The following is a 20407-nucleotide window of genomic DNA, read 5'->3' as shown; positions in this document are numbered from 1 at the left end:
CGGCGTCCTGAAGGGGCGCGAGGGACCGCGCGAGGGACCGCGCACGACCCTCGGCCGCCCACACACGGAAGCCGCCGGCCCGGAAGGCGCCCGGATCTCCGGTCACGACACACCCGCCCAGTCGGGACGACCCGGCATGGGCGGATTCACCGCCCCGAACAGCCAGTCCCTCAGGAACCCGTCGAGCGCCCGCTCCCCCGTCGCCTCCACCGCGTGCCGGATGAAGTCCTCGCTGGTGACGTTCCGGTCCCGGAAGCGCCGCGGCCACAGCCCCATGATCCGGTCGAACTTCCGCTGCCCGACGCGGAGTTGCAGCGCGTACAGAACCAGCGCGCCGCCGTCGTAGATGTTGACGCCGCCCAGCGCCTTGGGCAGCCCCGGCGGACCGTCACTCGCGCGGACAGCGTCGAGCTTCGCGTACGTCGCCTTCATCTTGTCGTCCATCACGGACCAGCCGCGCTCCTCACTGTAGAGGGCGGCGTAGTACGTGGCCGGGCCCTCGTTCAGCCAGGCCTGCTGCCAGTCGTCCGGGGTCACCGAGTCGCCGAACCACTGGTGGGTCAGCTCGTGGACCATGGTGTTCTCGTACGTGGGGTTGCCGTCGGCGTTGGGCTTGAACCAGTTGGTGCCCATGAGGGTGAGCGTGGAGTTCTCCAGCGCGTCGGTGTACCCGTCGTAGATGTGCACTCCGTACACGGAGAACGGGTACCTGCCGAACTTCGCCTCCAGCCAGGCGAGATGGTCCGGGGTGCGGGCCACGATCGGCCCGTACTTGTCCTCCTGGCCCTGCGGGACGACGTGCCGTAGAGGCAGTCCGGTGCGTGAAGTGCCGTACAGATACGTGCCCTTGACGACGGCGATGCCGAGGAGTTCGGTGGGCATCCGCTCGCGCAGCGCGAAGTGCCACAGGGTGGAGCCGTCGGGGCGCTTGTCCTTGCCGGTCAACTCACCGTTGGCGGCGGCGACATACCCTTCCGGCGCGGAGATGTGGAAGGTCCAGGTGGCCTTGTCGGACGGCGTGTCGTTGCACGGCAGGAAGGTGTCGGCGCGCGAGGACTGCACGGCGGAGGCGAATCCGCCGTCGGTGCCGAACCTCCAGCCGGTCAGGCCCACGCGCGGGGCCTTGCCGTTGCCGCGGTACCTCACCGTGACGGTGAACGGCGCACCTTTGTGCAGCGGTCTGGCCGGGGTGACCGTCAGCTCCTGGCCCGACTGGCCGACGGAGAGGGCGTACGGCGCGCTGCGGCCGTTCACCGTGATCGCGTCGATGGTGTGGCCGTCGGTGTCCAGGTTGAACGAGGACAGGTCCTGCGTGGCCTGCGCGGAGAGCGTGACCTCGCCCGTGAAGTCATAGGTGACGGGCGTGAAGTCGAAGGTCAGGTCGTAGTGCGTGACCTGGTAGCCGCCGTTGCCGAGCGTGGGGAAGAGCGGGTCGCCGACGCCGTCGGAGCCGGGGCCCGGATCGAAGCCCTTGGCGTGTGCGGCGGTGGCGAACAGCGGGACCGTGAACGCGGCGACACCCGCGCCCTTCAGCAGTGCGCGTCTACCGGTGTTCACTTGGTGCCCTTCCGGGAGGAGGCCTGTTCGAACTCGGTCCGGCACTTGTCGCCTCCTGCGTTACGCCACTTCTTGACCAGGGCGTCGTAGGCCGACAGCGGCCTGCGGCCGGTGATGAGGTCCTTGATGCCGTCGAGGTGGATGGTGTAGAGGCTGCCCATCCCCTTGGAGTCCCAGGTCGGCGCCGTGTAGGCGAGCGTGGGGTCCTCGATCATCTTCGGGATGAGGCTGGTGTACGCCTCATGGACGTAGCGCGCCGCCTCCGGGTGGGTGGCGCTGAAGAACGCGGGGGTCGCGGAGGCGAGCTTGGACCAAGGCACGGTGACGTCCTGTGCGCCCTGCTTGGTGAGCACGGGGGTGCCGTTCTTGTCCCGCTTGTGGTCGGTGCCCTCGACGCCGTAGTTGATGAGGGTGTACTCGGCCGATCCGAAGGGCGAGGCGGCGAAGTCGGCGAGGCGCAGGAGTTCCTTCACGCGCTTGTCGTCGGCCTTGGTGAGGTGACAGTTCTGCAGCGAGACGTTGTCGGTCCAGACGACGGCGTCCTTGCCGACCGGCACCATGGGCCGCACGTCGAAGGAGGTGTCGATGGCGGCCATCGCGTCGACGTAGCCGGTGGAGGTGGTCAGGTAGGACGGCATGCCGTCGTAGACGTACGCGGCCTTCCCGTTCATGAACAGGCCGGTGTACTGGGCCTTTTGGGCTCCGGACATCTGCACGGTGCCGGGGTAGAAGCAGCCGGCCTTGTACAGCTCGGCGGCGGTCTCGATGGCGTGCCGGTACGCCTCGTCCTCCAGCTGGTAGGTCCACTTGCCCGTCTTGAGGTCGCGCTTCCAGAAGTGCTGGGCGCCGCAGGACATGGCGAGCAGGACCGTGGAGCCGCCGGTGAAGAAGTACTCCTTCTTCTTCGCGTCGGTGAGGTCCTTGGCGAGCTCGACCAGCCGCTCGACGCTGTCGATCTGGTCGAGGCTGGTGACGCCCGCCTTCTTGAAGAGGTCGGCGCGGTAGAAGCCGGCGCCGCCGCTGCCGGAGCGGGCGATCGGGATGCCGTAGAGCTTGCCCGCGTAGATGGCGTCCTGCCAGGCGTACTCGGGGACGGCGGCCAGGTTCGGATAGTCCTTGACCTTGTCGCCGGACAGGTACGGGGTGAGGTCCGCGCACTTGGCGGTGAGGAAGGCGCCCTTGTTGTCGACGCCGCCGGTCTCCGGGTACATGAAGATGTCCGGCAGCTGGTCGCCGGCGATCATGGTGGAGAACTTCGCCGGGTAGTCGTCCGCGGGCACCGCCGTGAAGTCGACCTGCGTGCCGAGCAGCTTCTCTATCTCCCGCCACGCCGTGTTCTTGCCGCGCTCGGGCGGCAGCGGCGCGAACGTCTCGGTAACTGCGGTGATCTTCTTGGCGCCCTTGAGCGGCGTGCCCTTGGTGGCGCGGGCCGGGTTCGCCGGGTACTTCAGGAAGGCGTTCGGAACACCGGCGGCCGTGCCGGGCAGATCGGCGTTGACGCCGATGGAACGGACAGTGGTCGTCGGGAGCAGCTTGGCGCTGTTCGCCTCGGCCTTGGCCACGGTGCCGCCGTCGCCGCAGGCGGCGAGCAGCGGGGCGGCGGCGACGGCGAGGCCGGCTCCCGCTCCCCAACGGAACAAGGTGCGGCGGTTGACGGATGTGGTGCCGGACATCAAGGACTCCTCAACACGGGCGGAGTGACGGCAGGTTGGGGGCAGCGGCGATTCTTCAGCCCTTGACGGCGCCGGTGAGGACGCCCTTGGTGAAGAACCGCTGGAGGAACGGGTAGACGAGCAGGATCGGCACGACCGCGATCACGAGCACGGCCATCTGTACGGCCTGCTGCGGGGCGATCGCCTCGCCGGCCGCGGCGGTGTCGAGGTTCTGGCCCTGGAGGATGAAGGTGCGCAGCACCATCGGCAGCGGCCATTTGTCGTTGTCGCCGAGGTACAGCAGGGCGTTGAAATACGCGTTCCAGTAGGCGACGGCGTAGAAGAGGCCGACGACCGCGACGACCGCCTTCGACAGGGGAAGCACGACGCGGATCAGGGTGCGGAAGTCGCCCGCGCCGTCGACCTTCGCGGCGTCGTACAGCTCCTCCGGCAGGTTCATGAAGAAGGCGCGCATCACGACGAGGTTGAAGGCGCTCACCATGGTGGGCAGGACGAGCGCCGCGAAGGTGTTGTAGAGCCCGAGTTCCTTCACCAGAAGGAAGTTGGGGATGACGCCCGCGTTGAACAGCATCGTGAACAGGGCCGTCATCAGGATGAAGCGGCCGCCGACGACACCGCGCCGCGACAGCCCGTACGCCATGCCGATGGTGGCGAGCAGGCTGCACGCGGTGCCGAGGACGGTGACGCCGACGCTCACGAACAGGGCGCGCGTGACGCGGCCGCCGGTGAACGCGGTGCGATAGGCGTCGAGGTTGGGGTGGTCGGGCCACAGAACGAGCCCGTTGGACCTGATGATGTCGGTCTGCGAGGCGAAGCTCGTGCCGATGACGCCGAGCAGCGGGTACGCGACCAGGCCCACGACGGTGACGAGGGCGAGGCCCTTCAGGACGAGCCCAGCCTTGGTGGGGCGCTCCATCCACGGCGGGCGGGCGCCGGACGGACGCAGCGCTCCGTCGGCAGGCGCGCTGCTGCCGCGGCGGCGCGTGCGCACCGCCGTCGTGGCGGTCGTAGCGGTCATAGCGGTTGTATCAACGGTCTGCACCGCGGTACACCCCTTCGTGGCCGAGCCGGTGGGCGAACTTGTTGGCGCCGATGACGAGCACGGTGCCGATCACGGCCTTCACCAGGCCGACCGCGGCTGCGGTGCCCCACTGGTTGTCCTTGATGCCGTGGAAGTAGACGTAGGTGTCCAGGACTTCACCGCTGCCGGGGCCGACGGCGTCGCGCTGGAGCAGGATCTGCTCGAAGCCGACGGTGAGGATGTTGCCGAGGTTGAGGATCAGCAGCAGCACGATCACCGGGGAGAGGCCGGGCAGCGTGACGTGCCAGAAGCGCCGCCACCGTGCGGCGCCGTCCATGGCGGCCGCCTCGTACAGGCCGCGGTCGATGGAGAGCAGCGCGGCGAGGACGATGATGGTGCCCCAGCCGGCGTCCTTCCACATGACCTGGAGCGCGAGCAGCCAGGGGAAGGCGTTCGGGTCGGTCATCATGTCGTAGCGCGGCAGGCCGACGGCTTCGAGCAGGTCGGGGACGACGCCCGCGCCGCCGAGGATCTGCTGGAAGATCGAGACGATGATGACCCAGCCGATGAAGTGCGGCAGGTAGACGACGCTCTGAACGAAGCGGCGCAGTTTGTCGCTGACGATGCTGTTGAGCAGCAGGGCGAGCCCGATCGGCACGGGGAAGAACAGGACCAGCTGGACGAGCGCGATCTCCAGGGTGTTGCCGGTCGCCGACCAGAAGTCGGGGTCGGCGAAGGCGTTCGTGAAGTTCGCGAGACCGGTCCAGGCGCTGTGCATGTAGCCCAGGTAGGGCTGGTAGTCCTGGAAGGCCACCATGTAGCCGAGCAGCGGCACGTAGTGGAACACCACGAAGTACAGGAAGCCGGGCAGGCACAGGAGCAGCATCACCTTGTCGCGCTTGAGGCGCTGCCAGAGGGTCTTGCGGAGAACGACGGCGGGTGGAGCGGGAACAGTCATGGGGCGGTCCTGTTCGGCCGAGTGGCGCGGGTGCGGCGCCGCTTGTTGCTGTGTTCGCGGAACTGTGTGCACGTAGCTGTGCTCACGTAGCTGTGCTCACGTAGCTGTGTTCACGTAGCTGTGTTCACTTGACGGTGCTTCTGCGGCGGCAAGTTAGTAAGCGGTTAACCCCATCGTCAAGAGTTGCGCGAAACAGCTGGGTTACGAGCAGCTTTCAACACGCTTTTCCTGGCGGATATTTACTCTCGGGCCGGGCAATTCGGTTCTTTGTGCCGCCTCTTGACCTTGACGGTCGAGCCGCGCGCTCCCTAGCGTGCCGTCACGCCATAGAACACGTTTACTGTCCGGAGGCAGGGTGCGTACTACTGACGAGGCGCCGGTCGAGGCCATGGCCGCCGTCGCCACACCGCCCCCACGGCGGCCCCGTACGGTTCTCGCGATGGATTCCGCGGTCATCGACGACGTCTTCCCGCCCACCGTGCGGGCCCGTCTCGAAGAGACCGCGGACATTCAACCACCGCGCGTCATAAGGGAGTTCAGCAGCCCGGAGGCACGCGCCGCACTCGCCGAGTGCGAGGTCCTGCTCACCGGCTGGGGCTGCCCGGCCATTGACACCGCCGTACTCGACGGGGCACCGCGACTCCGCGCGGTGATCCACGCGGCGGGCACCGTGAAGACCTTCCTGAGCCGGGAGGCGTACGAGCGCGGCATCACGGTCTCCTCGGCGGCCGCGGCCAACGCGGTGCCGGTCGCCGAGTTCACCCTCGCCGCGATCATCCTCGGCGCCAAGCGGGCGTTCCCGCTCTCCCACCTCTTCCGCGCCCGGCGCACCCACCGCACCGACGCCGACCTGGACCGCCACCACTGGCTCGGCACCCGCGGCATCACGGTCGGCGTGGTCGGCGCATCCCGGATCGGGCGCCGGGTCGTCCAGTTGCTGCGCTCCCTCGACGCCGAGGTGCTGCTGTACGACCCGTACGTCTCCGACGCCGAGGCCGAACTGCTCGGCGCCACCCGTACCGACCTGGACACGCTGGTCGCCACCAGCGATGTCGTGACCCTGCACGCCCCCGACACCGACGAGACCCGGCGGCTGATCGATGCCCGCCGGCTCGGCATGATGCGGCCGGGCGCCCTGCTCGTGAACACCGCGCGCGGCCCGCTCGTGGACACCGCCGCCCTCACCGAGCACCTGGTCAGCGGCCGGATCGACGCCGTCCTCGACGTCACGGACCCGGAGCCGCTGCCCGCAGGACACCCGCTGTGGGACCTGCCCAACGTCTTCATCACACCGCACATGGCGGGCGCCCAGGGCAACGAGATCGGGCGGCTCGGCGCCCTCGCCGTCGACGAGCTCGCCCGCTACGCCCGCGGGGTACCGCTGAACCACCCCGTGCTCCTCGACGACCTGGAGCGGATCGCGTGAACGGGCCCGCCCCGCACGGCCTAGGCTCTGGGTCGGGCGAACGACCACGGACGGACCAGCGGGCGGACCAGCAGGCAGATACGCACGCGGGCCGGCGGACGAGCCCGCAGGTAGACCCGTACGCGGACCGGCGGAGGACCCCGCAGACTGACCCGCACGCGGACCAGCACGCACATCAGTACGCAGACCAGCACGCAGACGAGTACGACCATCAGGGGGTGGGCCGGATGTCCCGGCAGAGTTCGACGGCACCCGGCAGCGGCGCGGCCGCGGCAGGGCAGCGGCGTGCGACCGTCGTCGACGTGGCCAAGCGGGCCGGCGTCTCCACGGCGACGGTGTCCCGTGTGATGAACCGCAACTACCCGGTCGCCACCGAGACGCGCGAGCGCGTGGAAGCGGCGATGCGCGAACTCGGGTATGTGGTCAACGCTCACGCCCGCGCCCTCGCCGGCGTCTCCGGCCGCACCATCGGCATCATCGTGAGCGAACTCATCGATCCCTTCTACGCCTACATCGCCCGCGGCGTCGAACGGGAGGCCACCGACGGCGACCGGCTCTGCCTGGTGTGCTGCACCCAGGGCGATCCACAACGCGAGCTGGCGTTCATCGAGCTGATGCACGAGCGGCGTGCCGACGCGGTGGTACTGGTCGGCGGCAGCGTCGACGACCGCGATTACAAGGTTGAACTCGCGCGCAGAGCACGGGAGTTGGATGCGGGCGGCTCGAAGCTGGTGTTGTGCGGCCGCCCCTCGATCGGCAACGGCGCGCCCACGGTCGGCGTGGAGTACGACAACGAGGGCGGCGCCTTCGCCCTCACCGACCACCTGATCGCGCAGGGCCACGAGCGGATCCTGTACCTCGGCGGGCCGCCCGGCCTGTCCACCGCGCAGGACCGGCTCGCCGGGCACCGCCGCGCGCTCGAACTGCGGGGCATCGCGCGCGAGCCCGCACTGGAGCAGCCGGGCCCCTTCAGCCGCGCCTTCGGATACCGGCGCATGGCCGAACTCGTGCGGGAGGTCCCCGAGTTCACCGCGGTGTTCGCCGCGAACGACATCGTGGCGGCCGGTGCTGCGCAGGCCCTGGAGGAGGCAGGCGTGCGCATCCCGCAGGACGTCTCCCTGGTCGGCTACGACGACATCCCGGTGGCCCAGGAACTGCGGCCGCGTCTGACGACGGTCCGCATCCCCCTGGAGGAGATGGGCCGCCAGGCCGTACGGGTCGCACTCAACGGCGGCGACGAGGACGACTGGCGCGCCCCCACCACGGGCACGCTGCGGCTCGGCACACAGCTGGTGGTACGGGACTCCGTGGCACCGCCGCGCGCCCGGCGCTGAGGTGCCCCGCCGCCCACCCGCATGCGTGATCCTGCTCGGATCAGCGTTCCTTGACGTAGTAACGAACAGAAACTCTCCGGACCCTCTTGCGGCCGGATAGCAAACGCTTACATGCTGGCGCGCAGTTGTCACGCCCGTCCCGCCCATCGCCTTGACGTTCTTCGTCCCCATGGGAGTCCCTGGATGCGCCCTGCCCACCTGCCTCACTCCACGTCTGCCGCCCACCGCTCCGCCGACTCCCCCGGATTCGGGCGCCGTTCGCTGCTCGCCGGGGTCGCCGGCGCCGGTGCCGCCGCGCTCCTCGGCGGCGCCGGAACCGCCGCCGCGACGACCGCGCGCGGCGTGCGGGACCCCGGCACCCTGCTCGTCGAGTCGTTCCCGGACGCCGAGACCGAGCGGCTCCGGCTGGCCACGACCTACCGCGGCAGCGACTTCATCGCCACCGGCCGCTACGCCCCCGCGGGCACGCGGATCACCGTTCGCGTGAAGGCCCTCGACGGGGTCCTGCCGACGCTGCACGTCGGCACGTTCGACAACCACCCCGACAACGCCGACCTCATGACGCCGCGCGCCGTCACCCTGGCCCAAGGCGACACCACCTTCAGCGACGCCTACGGCGGCCCGATCCATCTGCGTCTGCCCGGCAACGGCAAGCGCGCGCAGGTCACCTTCGTGCAGGGTGCCGTGCGCATGCCGACGTTCGTCCTGGGCGGCAGGGACGGCACGACGGAGGCGCAGTTCCAGCAGCAGCTCGACACGTTCACCGACTCGCTGTACGTCGAACTGTCCTCGCCGCACGCCCTCGTGACCGTCACCCGGGCCAACTTCCTGCCCTACCGGGGCGAGGACCACACGCAGCTGATGGAGACCTTCGAGAAGATCATCGCCTCCCATGCCGCCGTCGCCGGACTCGACGGCTCCTCCGCGCTGCATCGGCGCAAAGCGGGCCCGTACCAGTTCAGCGAGGTGCCGAAGGTCCCGGCCGGGGTCGGCGCGTACGCCACGCACTACTACAACGCCTTCCCGCCCGCTTACTTCGACCGGCTCCTGACCGTCCAGGGCCTCATCACGCGCGGGTGGGGGCTGTACCACGAACTCGGGCACCTGCACCAGCAGTTCGCCTACCGCCCGTCCGGCCTGACGGAGGTCTCGGTCAACATCTACTCGCTGGCCGCGCAACGCGTCCTCGGCCAGCCCTCCAACCTGCTCGTCCCGGACGCCACGACCGGCCTCACCCCCTTCCAGTCCGCCCTGCCCAAGCTCGGCACTCCGGGGCTCGCCTTCGCCACCTCGTTCGGCGCCTACGAGAAGCTGGTCTCGCTGCGTCAGCTGGAACTCGCTTTCGGCACCGGCCTCTGGCCGAAGCTGCACCGGCTCATCCGCACGGAGAACCCGCAGTCCGACTGGGCGACCCAGGACGCGCTGCGCTGGACGAACTTCGCCGTGTACACCTGCCGCGTCACCGGCTACGACCTCACCGGCTTCTTCGTGGACCGGTGGGCGTACCCGATCGACGCCGAGGGCCTCGACGCACTCGCCGCGCTCCACCTCCCGAAGCCGCCCGTCGACCCGGCCACCCTGTCCGACTGACCCGGAGGGCGACGACCGACCATGGACCTGACCCGACGCCAGACCCTCGCGCTCGCCGGAGCGGGCGCCGCCGCGACCGTGCTCCCGCTCACCAAAAGCGCCGACGCCGACGCCGACCCGTACGACACGCTCCTCGCCCGCGCGGAACAGCAGCTCACCGGCGGCGAGTTCGACGCCGAAGACCCCGACTTCGCGGCGGCGCTCACCGCCCTGGACAGCCAGGCCGCCGCCTGGTGGCAGCGGCTCGACACGTCCGCGGGACGCACCGCGCTGTGGCCCGACCTCTCCCCGGCATCCGACCCCGGCATGTTCGGCCAGAGCTATCCACGGCTGCGCACGCTCGCCACCGCCTGGGCGACGCCGGGCACCTCGCTGACCGGCGACGCCGCCGTGCTCGCCGGGTTGCTCGACGCGCTGCGTTTCCTCCACACCGTCGGCTACCACCCGGCCCGCACCGAATCCGGCAACTGGTGGTTCTGGGAGATCGGCGCACCCCGAGCGCTCATGGACACCTGCGTCCTGCTGCGCGCGGAACTGCCCGCCGACGACCTCGCCGCGTACGTGGGCGCCGTCGCCCGCTTCGTCCCGAACCCGGACCGCCGGACCAACTCCCCCTCCCTCGCCGAGACCGGCGCCAACCGCGCCGACAAGGCCGTCATCGTCGCCCTGCGCGGCTTGCTCGCCCGTGACGCCGCCACGCTCGCCCTGGCCCGCGACGGCCTCTCCGACGTCCGCGACAGCGGCAAGAACGGCCTTTTCCAGTACGTCACTTCGGGCGACGGGTTCTACGCGGACGGCTCCTTCGTCCAGCACGACCACGTCGCCTATACGGGCACGTACGGGAGCATCCTGCTCGGCAGCGCGGGTCAGCTCATCGCGCTCCTCGCCGGCTCCGACTGGGCCGTCACCGACCCGGACGTCTCGGTGCTCCACGAGGCCGTCGACCGGACCTTCTCCCCCGTCCTGTTCGACGGGGTGATGATGGACGCCGTGCGCGGCCGCGCGATATCCCGTGAGCGCGCCCCTGACCACACCGACGGCGCCGTGGCCGTCTCCTACGTCCTCCAACTCGCCGACGCCGCCCCGCAGTCGTACGCCGACCGCTGGCGCGTGGCGGCCAAGGGCTGGATCCTGCGCAACGACGCGCACAACAAAGTGGCCCCGTACGCGAGCCTCGTCGGCGTCCCTGCCCTGGCGCGAGCGAAAGCCGTCCTCGACGACCCGGCCGTGCGGCCCGCGGACCGGCTCACAGGACACTTCGTCTACGCCGACATGGACCGGGTCGTGCACCGGCGCCCGCGCTGGGCCTGCACCCTGTCGCTGTCCTCGAAGCGCATCTCCGCGTACGAGGCGGGCAACGGCGAGAACCTGCACGGCTGGTACACCGGCGACGGCATGACCTACCTGTACGACGGCGACGACCTCGACGCCTTCGGCGACGGCTTCTGGCCCACGGTCGACCCGTACCGCCTGCCGGGTACGACGGTGGACACACGGATCAGGACCGACCTCGGCACGGGCGGCGGGACCAGCACGTTCCGCCCGAAGAACGCCGTCGCGGGCGGCGCCGTCCTCGACGGCCGGTACGGCGCGGCAGCCATGGAACTGATCGCCGACGGGTCGACGCTGCGCGCCAAGAAGACGTGGTTCTTCGTGGACAACGCCGTCGTCGCGCTCGGCGCGGGCATCACGGCGAGCGACGGCCGCACCGTCGAGACGGTCGTCGAGAACCGGAACCTGCACGCCGGCGCAGCGCCCCGGCTCGTCATCGACGGTCACCGGCAGCCCACCGAGCAGGGCTGGTCGGCAGCCCTCCCCGACGCGCGCTGGGCCCATCTGGAGGGAACGGGCGGATACGTCTTCCCCTCCGGCGGCCCGCTGCGCGCCCTGCGCGAGGAACGCACCGGCACCTGGCGGGCACTCAACACCGGTGCGGACACCGGCGGCAGCACCACCCCGCTCACCCGCCGCTACGCCACTTTCTGGTTCGACCACGGCCCCTCCCCCGTCTCCGCGTCCTACGCCTATGTCCTGCTGCCGGGCGCGACCGCCGCCGCGACAGCCGCCTGGTCCCGGTCCCGGCCGGTGCGGATCATCGCCGCCGACGGCACCGTCCAGGCCGTCGAGTCGCCCCGGCTCGGGCTGCTCGCTGCGCACTTCTGGGCCGCGGGCGCCGTCGACGGGCTGCGCGCGGACGGGCCCGGCACCGTCCTCGTGCGCCGCCGAGGCCACCGGGTCACGGTGGCCGTCGCGGACCCCGGCCGGACCGCGACCACTCTGACGGTCGAACTGCCTTTCCCTGTACGGCGTTTGGTCAGCGGCGACGACACCGTCAGCGTCGCCCCCGGGCGCCGCCCCGTGCTCACCGTCCGGGTCGGCGGTTCGCGCGGACACACTCATACGGCCGAACTCGCCTGATGACACGCCTGCTTCGGCCGCCCGGCCCCGCCGCACCGACCATCGACGTCAGCACGTACCGCGCATAAGGTCCGGCGAAGAAGATCTTCGCCGCCGCCCGTCCCGCAGACCGACCGAGGAGCCAGCGAACCACCATGCCCGCCCCGTATTTCTCCCTGCCGCCCACCGATCGCGTCCGCTCCCCGCTGACGGGCTGGACGCGGGCGCACTGGGAGGCCCTGGCAGACCGGCAGTTGGACGCACTGCTGCCCTATGCCACTCCAGGGTTCGCGCAGTACCGACTGCCCGGACGGGCCAGCTGGTCAGGGGTCGTCTCGGACGGCCTCGAGGGGTTCGCTCGGACATTTCTACTGGCCTCCTTCCGGATCGCGGGCGCGGGCGGCGGGGCCGACGAGCCCGGCTCGTCCGCCCTGTCCCACCTGATCGAAAGGTACACGGAGGGTCTGACAACGGGCACGGACCGTGACAGCGGAGAGGCCTGGCCCGCGCTCACCGACTGCTCCCAGCAGATGGTGGAGGCCGCCTCGATAGCGATCGGCCTGCACGAGACCCGCCCCTGGATCTGGGACCGGCTCGACACCCGCGTCCAGGAGCGGGTCGTCGACTGGTTCTCCGGGTTCGTCGGCGGGCGGACCTGGGACAACAACTGGCGCCTGTTCCAGGTGGTCTCGGAGCAGTTCCTGGCGTCGGTCGGCGCTCCGCACAGCCAGAGCGACATCGAGGGTGGCCTCGACCGGATCGAGGACTGGTACGTCGGCGACGGCTGGTACACCGACGGCGACGGACGCAACTTCGACTACTACATCGGTTGGGCCATGCACCTCTACCCGCTGCTGTGGGCCCGCATGGCCGGACCGGACGGCGACGGCGGGCGCGGCAAGGTCTACCGCGAGCGACTCGGCCGGTTCCTCGGCACGTACCCGCGGTTCTTCGGCGGGGACGGCGCCCCGGTGCACCAGGGCCGCTCCCTGACGTACCGGTTCGCGGCGACCGCCCCGGTCTGGATGGGGGCGCTGGCCGACTGCACGCCGCTGGCGCCCGGACTGACCCGGCGCCTGGCGTCCGGCGCGGCCCGGCACTTCGTGGAGCGCGGCGTACCGGACGAGCGGGGGCTGCTGCCGCTGGGCTGGTACGACACGTTCCTGCCGTCGACCCAGGCGTACTCGGGGCCCGCGTCACCGTACTGGGCCAGCAAGGGCTTCCTCGGCCTGCTACTGCCCGCCGACCATCCGGTGTGGACGGAGCGCGAACTCCCGCTGCCCGTCGAGCAGTCGGAGCCCTCCGGGCACTACACGGCGCTGCCCGCACCCGGCTGGCTGCTGCACGGCACCCCGCACGACGGCATCGTCCGCCTGATCAACCACGGCAGCGACCACAACCCGCTCGAAGGCCCGGCCACCGACGACCCGCACTACGCCAAGCTCGCCTACTCCACGGCCACCGCCCCCGAATCCGCGCCGCACGCCTGGGCGCGCACCGTCGACAACCACCTGGCGCTGCTCGCAGCCGACGGCACCCCGTCGCGCCGCCGCCGCATCCACCCCCTCACCTGCGAGGGACGCCGCGCCTCCTCCCGTCACCACGCTCAACTCCCGGGCACCGAGGAGGAGTTCCCGATCGAGTCGACGAGTGTGCTGAACGGGCCGTGGGAGCTGCGCGTACACCGGGTGCAGGCCCCCGCGGGCATCACCGTGCGCGAGGGCGGCCACGCGGTCGCCGGCACCACGCGTCCGCACGCCGAACAGGGCCCGGGCTGGGCGCTGACCGTGACGGAGTCCGGTCTGACGAGCGCGGTGGTGGCCCTGCACGGCTGGGACGAGGAGACGGGCATCGCGCGCGAGGTCGAGGCCAACGCCCACGGCCCGCACTCGGCGACGCCGTACCTCCGCGCCACGCGGCACCCCGGCGGCGCCACGTCGCACGTCACCCTGGTGGCGCTGACCCGCGACGTGGTGCACCCGCAGGCGCTGCGCGAGTCGATCACGTGCGTGGTGGACGACGACGGGCAGGTACGCATCACCTTCCCTGACGGGGAAACGGTGACGGTCTGAGGCGGCGCGACGGCACAAAGACAGAGAGCCACGAGGGCACAGAGGTACAAAGGCCTGCTGTCAGGGCATCAGATCTCCGCGTCGTCGCACCACCTCCATCAGCTCATCGGCCAGGGCCTTGATGGTCGCGAGGCCGGCCCTCCCCCAGAGACGCGGTTCGATGTCGACCACGCATACGGTGCCGAGCGCGAGTCCGGTGCAGTCGTCGAGCAGCGGCGCGCCCAGATAGGAGCGGATGCCGATCTCGTCGACCACAGGGTTGCCCGCGAACCTCGGGTAGTCGCGCACGTCTTCAAGGACGAGCGCTTTGCGCCGCCCGACCACATGGGGGCAGTAGCCGTAGTCGCGCGCCCTATGGCGGCCCGCCCCGCCACCGCGACGGTCGCCGTCGGGCGTGTGCAGACCCGCGTAGAACTGACGGGTCTCGTCGATGAAATTGACCATGGCGTAGGGCGCTCCGGTCACGTCGGCGACCCGGTCCGCGAACAGGTCGAAGGCCGGTTCCGGGCGCAGCCCCACATCGAGGCGGCGCAGCCGGCGCGCCCGCTCGGGGCCGTCCCGGTCGACCGGGGTCAGCAGCAGACGCCCGGTCGCGTCGTACGTCATACGGCCGCTCCGCTGCTGTCGTACGTCATGTGTGGGCTCCGAAACCGGTGGCCGCCGGGGCGGCGTGCGCCAGCAGGTGCCGGACCAGCATGAGCAGGGTCTGGATGCCGGAGCTGGAGATGCGCGCGTCGCAGCGCACCACGGGCACCTGGGGGTCGAGGTCGATGGCGGCGCGCACCTCTTCGGGTTCGTAGCGGTATCCGCCGTCGAACTCGTTGACCGCCACGATGAAGCCCATGCCGCGCTCCTCGAAGAAGTCGACGGCGGCGAAACAGTCCTCAAGGCGGCGGGTGTCGGCGAGGATCACCGCTCCGAGAGCGCCCTCGGAGAGTTCGTCCCACATGAACCAGAAGCGCTCCTGGCCGGGTGTGCCGAAGAGGTACAGCACGTGTTCGGGGTCGAGGGTGATGCGTCCGAAGTCCATGGCGACGGTCGTCTCGACCTTGTTCTCGATGCCGTCGAGGTTGTCGGTCGCGGCGCTGACGGTGGTGAGCAGCTCTTCGGTGCTGAGCGGAGCGATCTCGCTGACCGCGCCGACGAAGGTCGTCTTGCCGACCCCGAATCCACCCGCGACCAGGATCTTCAGTGCGGTGGGGAAGGGGTCAGAGCTGTCGTCGTAGTCCATCGAGCACTGCCTCCAGTAGGGACCGGTCAGTGGGGTTGTCGTGGAACGTGGGGGGCTTGGTGGTGACGGCCCCGCAGTCGACGAGGTCGGAGAGAAGGACCTTGGTGACGGCTGCCGGAAGTCGCAGGTGGCCGGCGACCTCCGCGACCGATGTGGGCTGCGCACACCGTTCGAGTGCCTGGCTGTGCTCCGGCCCCAGGTAGCCGAGGGGGGTCGCCCCGGTGGCCATGACCAGGGACAGCAGATCCATCGACGTGCTCGGCCGGGTGCGCCCGTTGCTGACCGTGTACGGGCGCACGAGTCGGCCGGCCGCGCCGTCGAGCCACGGTCCGTCCTGCGGGGCCGACACTCTCAACTCCTCATCGCCGTGGGCTCGGCCGAGGGCTGGCGGGGCGCGGTCACCAGGTAGGGGCGCACGCTCTTGACGAGCATGGCCATCTCGTAGCCGAGGACGGCGGCGTCGGCCTCCCGTCCGGCGAGGACCGCGAGGCAGGTGCCGGATCCCGCGGTCGACACGAACAGCAGGGTGGAGTCGAGTTCGACGACCACCTGCCGGACGTCGCCGCCGTCGCCGAACCGCACCCCGGCGCTGCGGCCGAGCGAGTAGAGACCCGACGCGAGGGCCGCCATGTGGTCGGCGCTGTCGGCGTCGAGTCCGTGCACGGACTTGACGAGCCCGTCGGAGGAGAGGAGCACGGCGCTGTTGGTGTGAGGAACGCGCTGGACGAGGCCGCTCATCAGCCAGTCGAGATCGGACACATGACCCGTCGGCACATCGCTCGCCATGGGGGATCGACTCCTTGGTGGACTGCTCGGTGTGGTGCTGGTCGGGGGGACGGTGGGGTCGGGGTGGGGCCCGCCGGGCAGCACCGCGCGGGGCGGGGTGGCCCGGGCGACGGTCATCCGGCACGACCGCCCTCGTCGTCCCCGGCTCCCGGTGCCTCGCCCGGCACCTCACGCGGTCCGGCCGCCTCGGCGAGCGTGATGCCGCGCTGGAAGGCGGCCATCAGGCCGGGGTCGTGGCCGACCGGCGGCTCGTCGTCCTGGCGTGGTGCGGGGCCGCCGCGCAGCTGCGGGGCGAGATGTTCCTGGGCTCTGCGCCGCGGGAGATCGGGGCGCTCCATGGTGCCGCGCACCGCGCCGTTGACCGGGGTGGGCAGCGTCGCCGTGTGCTCGGCCGCGCTCTCCCGGTCGTCGGGGCGGATGCCGGGAAGGGCGTCGGCGGGGGTGGCTCGCGGGTCGCCGGCGTGGCGCTGCGGGAGAGGCACGGCACCGGGCGGCGGCGGGACGCTCGGCTTCCGCGGCTGCCCGGTGCGCTGCTGCCGCGGCACCGCGGCGACGCCTCCGTGCGGCGCCGCCGGGGCGGGCCGCGCCACCGGAGGCGCTCCGATTCCTCCGTCGCCGGGGTGCCCGAGGGCGCTGGGCCCGTGCGCGGCGGCGGCCCCCGGCGTGAGCACGCTGTCGGCGGTCGCCGCGGCGGTGGCCCGGCGCACCGGGGGGGCCAGCTGTTCCTGGTCCATGCCGAGCAGGCCCTGTGGCAGTACGAGGACGGCCTGGACTCCCCCGTAGATGTTGCTCTGCAGTCGTACGGTGATGCCGTGCCGCCGGGCGAGCTGCGACACCACGAACAGGCCGATGCGGCCGTCCCGCAGCAAGCTGTCCACGTTGACCTGGTCGGGGTCGGCGAGCAGCGCGTTCATCTTGTTCTGCTCGGTGACCGGCATGCCGAGGCCCCGGTCCTCGACCTCGATGGCGAGGCCGGACGTCACCAGGTTGGCGCGGAGCAGCACCTGGGTGTGGGGGGCGGAGAACACCGTGGCGTTCTCGACGAGTTCGGCGAGCAGGTGGATGCAGTCGGCGACCGCGTGCCCGCGCAGCGTGCCGTCGATCGGCGGCACGAGCTTGACCCGGGAGTACTGCTCGACCTCCGCGATCGCGGAGCGCATCACCTCGGTCATGGAGACGGGGTGGCTCCACTGGCGCCGGGAGACGGCACCGCCGAGCACCGCGAGGTTCTCGGCGTGCCGCCGGATGCGGGTGGCGAGGTGGTCGACGTGGAAGAGGCCCTTGAGCAGGTCGGGGTCCTCGACGTCGTTCTCCAGGTCGTCGAGGATCGAGATCTCGCGGTGCACCAGTGATTGCAGGCGTCGGGCGAGGTTCACGAAGACCTCGACCTTCTGCTGACTGCCCGCCTGGCTGGAGAGCTGGGTGGCCTGGACGACGGCGGTGACGGCGACGTCCTGGGCGCGCGCGAGATCGGCGCCGAGCTGGTCGAGGTCGTCGGCGCCGGGCACCGGCGCCTTCGGGGCACGGCGCGGTGGCGGGGCTTCGCCCTTGCGCAACTGCTCGACGAGGCCGCGCAGTTCGGCCTGGCCGCGGGCGCTGGTGCGGCGCAGCACGAGGACGCGGTCGCGCACAGTGGTGGCGGCCCGGTCGGCGGCGATCGCCGCTATGACGATGCCCGCGACCGTGACGAGGCAGGCGCCGGCGAGCACGCTCCACAGGGCGGGGCCGGGGCGCGCCCCGGTGGACCGTACGGCGAACAGGACGGCCGCGCACGCGCTGAGCGCCACGGCGAGCGGCGGCAGCACGGCCAGCCTGAGCAGCTGGGGCCGTATGTGGGTCTCGGCCGGACGGGGCGCGGCCCGCCCCGCCGGCCTGCCGTGCCGACCGCCTTCGCGACGCTCTGCGCGGGCGGCCGACTGGCGAAGCTGAGACATACGGCGTCCTCGTCCTCGGTTCTCTCGGGGCAGGGGGCAGGCCGGTGCGACGGCAGAAAAGATCGACCGGGCGTCGCACGGCGAGCACTCACGGTAGTCGGCAACGCCTCACGTGCGGTGGGCAGTTGCCAAACTCCGGTGGCCGACGTCCCGCTCTGGTATGACTCCTCGTACGGCTGACCGATTATGTTGCTGGGTGCTCGTTCACCCAGGCAGGAGTGTCAGTGCCCCCGTACGGTCGGCTTTCCTGGCAACGAGATTCGACCTCACGCTCGACTGCGCGGACGCGCCGCTGCTCGCCGGCTTATGGAGGACGGCGCTCGGTGCAGCGAGCGCGGCTGGTGCGACGAGTGCGGCTGATACGGCGATGAGTTCGGCTGGTACGGCGGCGAGTTCGAGCTGAGCGTCCGCCCCGCGGTCTCCGGGGCTCAGAGGCCGACGTCCCGGCTGCGGTAGTCGTCGAGGGACTCACGGCGCACCAGCAGGCGGGCGAGCCCGTCGGCGACGGCGATCACGGGCGGGCGGCCGACCAGGTTGTAGCCGGAGGCCATGGAGAGGTGGTACGCGCCGGCCACCGGGACGGCCAGCAGGTCACCGGGGTGGATGTCGCCCGGCAGTTCGACATCGGCGGCCAGCACGTCGCCCGCCTCGCAGTGCCGCCCGACCACGGTCGTCGTGGCGGCCGCGGCGGTCGAGTGGCGGCCGATCAGACGCGGCGCGTACCGGACTCCGTACAGAGCGGGCCGCGGGTTGTCGCTCATACCGCCGTCGACGGCGACGAACACCTTCTCGCCGGTGTGCTTGACCGCGAGCACGCGGTAGAGGGCGACACCGGCGGGACCGGCGACCGCCCGGCCGGGTTCGATCAGCAGCCGGGGCACGGCCAGTGCGGCGCCCGCGCAGCACTCGGCGAGTTCGGCGCGCATCCGGCGGGCCAGCGCGGCGAGGTCGAGGGAGTCCTCGCCGGGCCGGTAGGCGATGCCGTGGCCGCCGCCCATGTCGAGCTCCGGCAGGACGACGCCGTGGCTGTCGCGGATCCGGGCCATGAGCCCGACCATCCGGCGCACTGCGGTGAGGTAGGGCTTGACGGTGGTGATCTGGGAGCCCAAGTGGCAGTGCAGGCCGGTGAGTTCGAGCTGCGGCTGGTCGAGGATGCGGGCGATCGCGTGGTGCGCGTAGCCGTCGGCCAGGGAGAGGCCGAACTTCTGGTCGTCGGTGCCGGTGCGGATCTTCTCGTGGCCGCCCGCGGTGATGCCGGGCACGATGCGCACCATCACCTTCTGCCGCCCGTCCGACCCGACGGCGGCGGCGAGCCGGGCGATCTCGGACGGGCTGTCGATGACGATGCGGCCGACGCCCAGGCGCAGGGCGGTCTCCAGGTCGTGCGGGGACTTGGCGTTGCCGTGCAGCACGATCTTCTCGGCGGGGAAGCCCGCGGTGACGGCGAGTTCCAGCTCGCCGGCCGAGCAGACGTCGAGCCCGAGCCCTTCTTCGTCGACCCAGTGGACCATGGCCCGCGACAGGAACGCCTTGGCCGCGTAGAGGACGTGCGCGTCCGGGAACGCGGCGCGGTAGGTGCGGCACCGTTCGCGCACCTCCGCCTCGTCGAGCACATACGCGGGCGTCCCGAACCGTTCGGCGATCTCGGCGAGTGCCACTCCGCCCACGGCGAGGTCACCGTGCGGCCCGCGCACGGTGGAGGCCGGCCACACGGACAGGTCGTCCAGGGCGGCGGAGGCGGGGGCAGAGGCGGAAGCGGGGGCAGGAGCGGGGGCAGAGGCAGGAGTATGCGGGTGCGTGATGCTCATGGTGTACGTACTCCCTTGTTCAGTGGATCCACAGGGCGAGGGCGTCCGCGACGGCGGCGGCACCAGTCACTCGCGCCACGCCGGACACTCGCGCCACGCCGGTCACCTGCCGCTGCCACCGGTCCCCGCCGTTCCTGGCGCCGTCACGGGCGAGCGGGGCGGCGGTCGCCGGGGCGGAGAACGTCGGATCGACGGTGACGGCGGTGACGCCGAGGGGCCCGGCGATGGCGCGCAGCGCGGGTTCGGCGAGCCTGATCCACCTCTGGTCCTCGCCGAGCGTCACGATCAGGCGTTCGCGGCTGGTGAATCCGACGGCGGTACGTTCGCCGAGCGGGGTACGGAACAGGCGGGTGGCACACCCCGCGGGCCCCGGCCGGACGGGAACGTAGAGCGGCCCGGCCGGGACACGTTCGGAAGGCTCCGGATCTTCGGCGCACAGCAGATCGTTCATGGGACTCCCCCTGGAGAATCCTCGAAGCGGGCAGGGACGCCCCGGCCTTCTCCGAAGGGAAGACCGGGGCGTGCTGTCGACGCTATGCCCAGGGTGGAGGGGGTTTCGACGCCTCATGACGCGACGCTGACGGCAAGAGACCCGCCACTGACGGAATGCTGACGGTGGC

General features: G+C 71.2%; 16 protein-coding genes. 5 read left to right on the top strand and 11 right to left on the bottom strand.

Going from position 1 to position 20407, the window contains the following annotated elements:
• Positions 1 to 102: 102 nt before the first annotated feature.
• The 4 genes from ACIREE_RS34450 to ACIREE_RS34435 all read right to left on the bottom strand — a co-directional run bounded on the left by ACIREE_RS34450 (position 103) and on the right by ACIREE_RS34435 (position 5209).
• A complete protein-coding gene (locus tag ACIREE_RS34450; protein WP_404161235.1) occupies positions 103 to 1557 on the bottom strand; it encodes a M1 family metallopeptidase in 1455 nt (484 codons plus the stop codon).
• Positions 1554 to 3230: a hypothetical protein gene (locus ACIREE_RS34445; protein WP_404161232.1), complete on the bottom strand. Its 1677-nt coding sequence runs from the start codon at positions 3228 to 3230 to the stop codon at positions 1554 to 1556. Before ACIREE_RS34445 ends, ACIREE_RS34450 begins: the two co-directional genes overlap by 4 nt.
• Before the next feature lie 55 nt (positions 3231 to 3285).
• Positions 3286 to 4146 carry a carbohydrate ABC transporter permease gene (locus ACIREE_RS34440; protein ID WP_404161371.1) on the bottom strand — a complete coding sequence of 287 codons (861 nt, stop codon included), beginning with the start codon at positions 4144 to 4146 and terminating at the stop codon, positions 3286 to 3288.
• 112 nt (positions 4147 to 4258) lie between these two features.
• Positions 4259 to 5209, bottom strand: a complete 951-nt coding sequence (locus ACIREE_RS34435) for an ABC transporter permease (protein ID WP_404161230.1) — start codon at positions 5207 to 5209, stop codon at positions 4259 to 4261.
• 355 nt (positions 5210 to 5564) lie between these two features.
• Between ACIREE_RS34435 and ACIREE_RS34430 the strand changes: the two genes are divergently transcribed.
• The 5 genes from ACIREE_RS34430 to ACIREE_RS34410 all read left to right on the top strand — a co-directional run bounded on the left by ACIREE_RS34430 (position 5565) and on the right by ACIREE_RS34410 (position 14028).
• Positions 5565 to 6635 (top strand): hydroxyacid dehydrogenase, encoded by a 1071-nt coding sequence (locus ACIREE_RS34430; RefSeq protein ID WP_404161228.1) that lies wholly within the window; start codon positions 5565 to 5567, stop codon positions 6633 to 6635.
• A gap of 227 nt (positions 6636 to 6862) precedes the next feature.
• Positions 6863 to 7969, top strand: a complete 1107-nt coding sequence (locus tag ACIREE_RS34425) for a LacI family DNA-binding transcriptional regulator (RefSeq protein ID WP_404161227.1) — start codon at positions 6863 to 6865, stop codon at positions 7967 to 7969.
• Between the two features lie 183 nt (positions 7970 to 8152).
• Positions 8153 to 9559: a M60 family metallopeptidase gene (locus ACIREE_RS34420; RefSeq protein ID WP_404161224.1), complete on the top strand. Its 1407-nt coding sequence runs from the start codon at positions 8153 to 8155 to the stop codon at positions 9557 to 9559.
• Between the two features lie 21 nt (positions 9560 to 9580).
• Positions 9581 to 11977, top strand: coding sequence for a polysaccharide lyase 8 family protein (locus tag ACIREE_RS34415; RefSeq protein ID WP_404161221.1), 2397 nt, complete (start codon positions 9581 to 9583; stop codon positions 11975 to 11977).
• Between the two features lie 134 nt (positions 11978 to 12111).
• Positions 12112 to 14028: a DUF2264 domain-containing protein gene (locus ACIREE_RS34410; protein WP_404161218.1), complete on the top strand. Its 1917-nt coding sequence runs from the start codon at positions 12112 to 12114 to the stop codon at positions 14026 to 14028.
• A 60-nt stretch (positions 14029 to 14088) separates the two neighbouring features.
• Here the strand turns inward: ACIREE_RS34410 and ACIREE_RS34405 are convergent, their stop codons facing one another.
• The 7 genes from ACIREE_RS34405 to ACIREE_RS34375 form a co-directional block, all read right to left on the bottom strand.
• Positions 14089 to 14634 carry a GAF domain-containing protein gene (locus tag ACIREE_RS34405; RefSeq protein WP_404161216.1) on the bottom strand — a complete coding sequence of 182 codons (546 nt, stop codon included), beginning with the start codon at positions 14632 to 14634 and terminating at the stop codon, positions 14089 to 14091.
• A gap of 25 nt (positions 14635 to 14659) precedes the next feature.
• Complete coding sequence (locus ACIREE_RS34400) at positions 14660 to 15259, bottom strand: GTP-binding protein (RefSeq protein ID WP_404161214.1); 600 nt, start codon at positions 15257 to 15259, stop codon at positions 14660 to 14662.
• Positions 15237 to 15608 carry a DUF742 domain-containing protein gene (locus ACIREE_RS34395; RefSeq protein ID WP_404161211.1) on the bottom strand — a complete coding sequence of 124 codons (372 nt, stop codon included), beginning with the start codon at positions 15606 to 15608 and terminating at the stop codon, positions 15237 to 15239. The genes ACIREE_RS34400 and ACIREE_RS34395 overlap by 23 nt, the downstream gene beginning before the upstream one ends.
• 2 nt (positions 15609 to 15610) lie before the next feature.
• Positions 15611 to 16045, bottom strand: coding sequence for a roadblock/LC7 domain-containing protein (locus ACIREE_RS34390; RefSeq protein WP_404161209.1), 435 nt, complete (start codon positions 16043 to 16045; stop codon positions 15611 to 15613).
• Positions 16046 to 16158: 113 nt separating this feature from the next.
• Positions 16159 to 17979: a sensor histidine kinase gene (locus tag ACIREE_RS34385; protein ID WP_404161206.1), complete on the bottom strand. Its 1821-nt coding sequence runs from the start codon at positions 17977 to 17979 to the stop codon at positions 16159 to 16161.
• Positions 17980 to 18407: 428 nt separating this feature from the next.
• On the bottom strand, positions 18408 to 19787 hold the full coding sequence (lysA, locus tag ACIREE_RS34380) for a diaminopimelate decarboxylase (RefSeq protein ID WP_404161204.1): 1380 nt from the start codon (positions 19785 to 19787) through the stop codon (positions 18408 to 18410).
• Between the two features lie 19 nt (positions 19788 to 19806).
• Complete coding sequence (locus ACIREE_RS34375) at positions 19807 to 20238, bottom strand: SAV_915 family protein (protein ID WP_404161201.1); 432 nt, start codon at positions 20236 to 20238, stop codon at positions 19807 to 19809.
• Between the last annotated feature and the right edge of the window lie 169 nt (positions 20239 to 20407).

This window comes from Streptomyces sp. NPDC102467 (assembly GCF_044765445.1).
GTDB lineage: Bacteria > Actinomycetota > Actinomycetes > Streptomycetales > Streptomycetaceae > Streptomyces.
The sequence above is the reverse complement of the archived record's forward strand: the minus strand, read 5'-3'. Positions and strand labels throughout refer to the sequence as shown.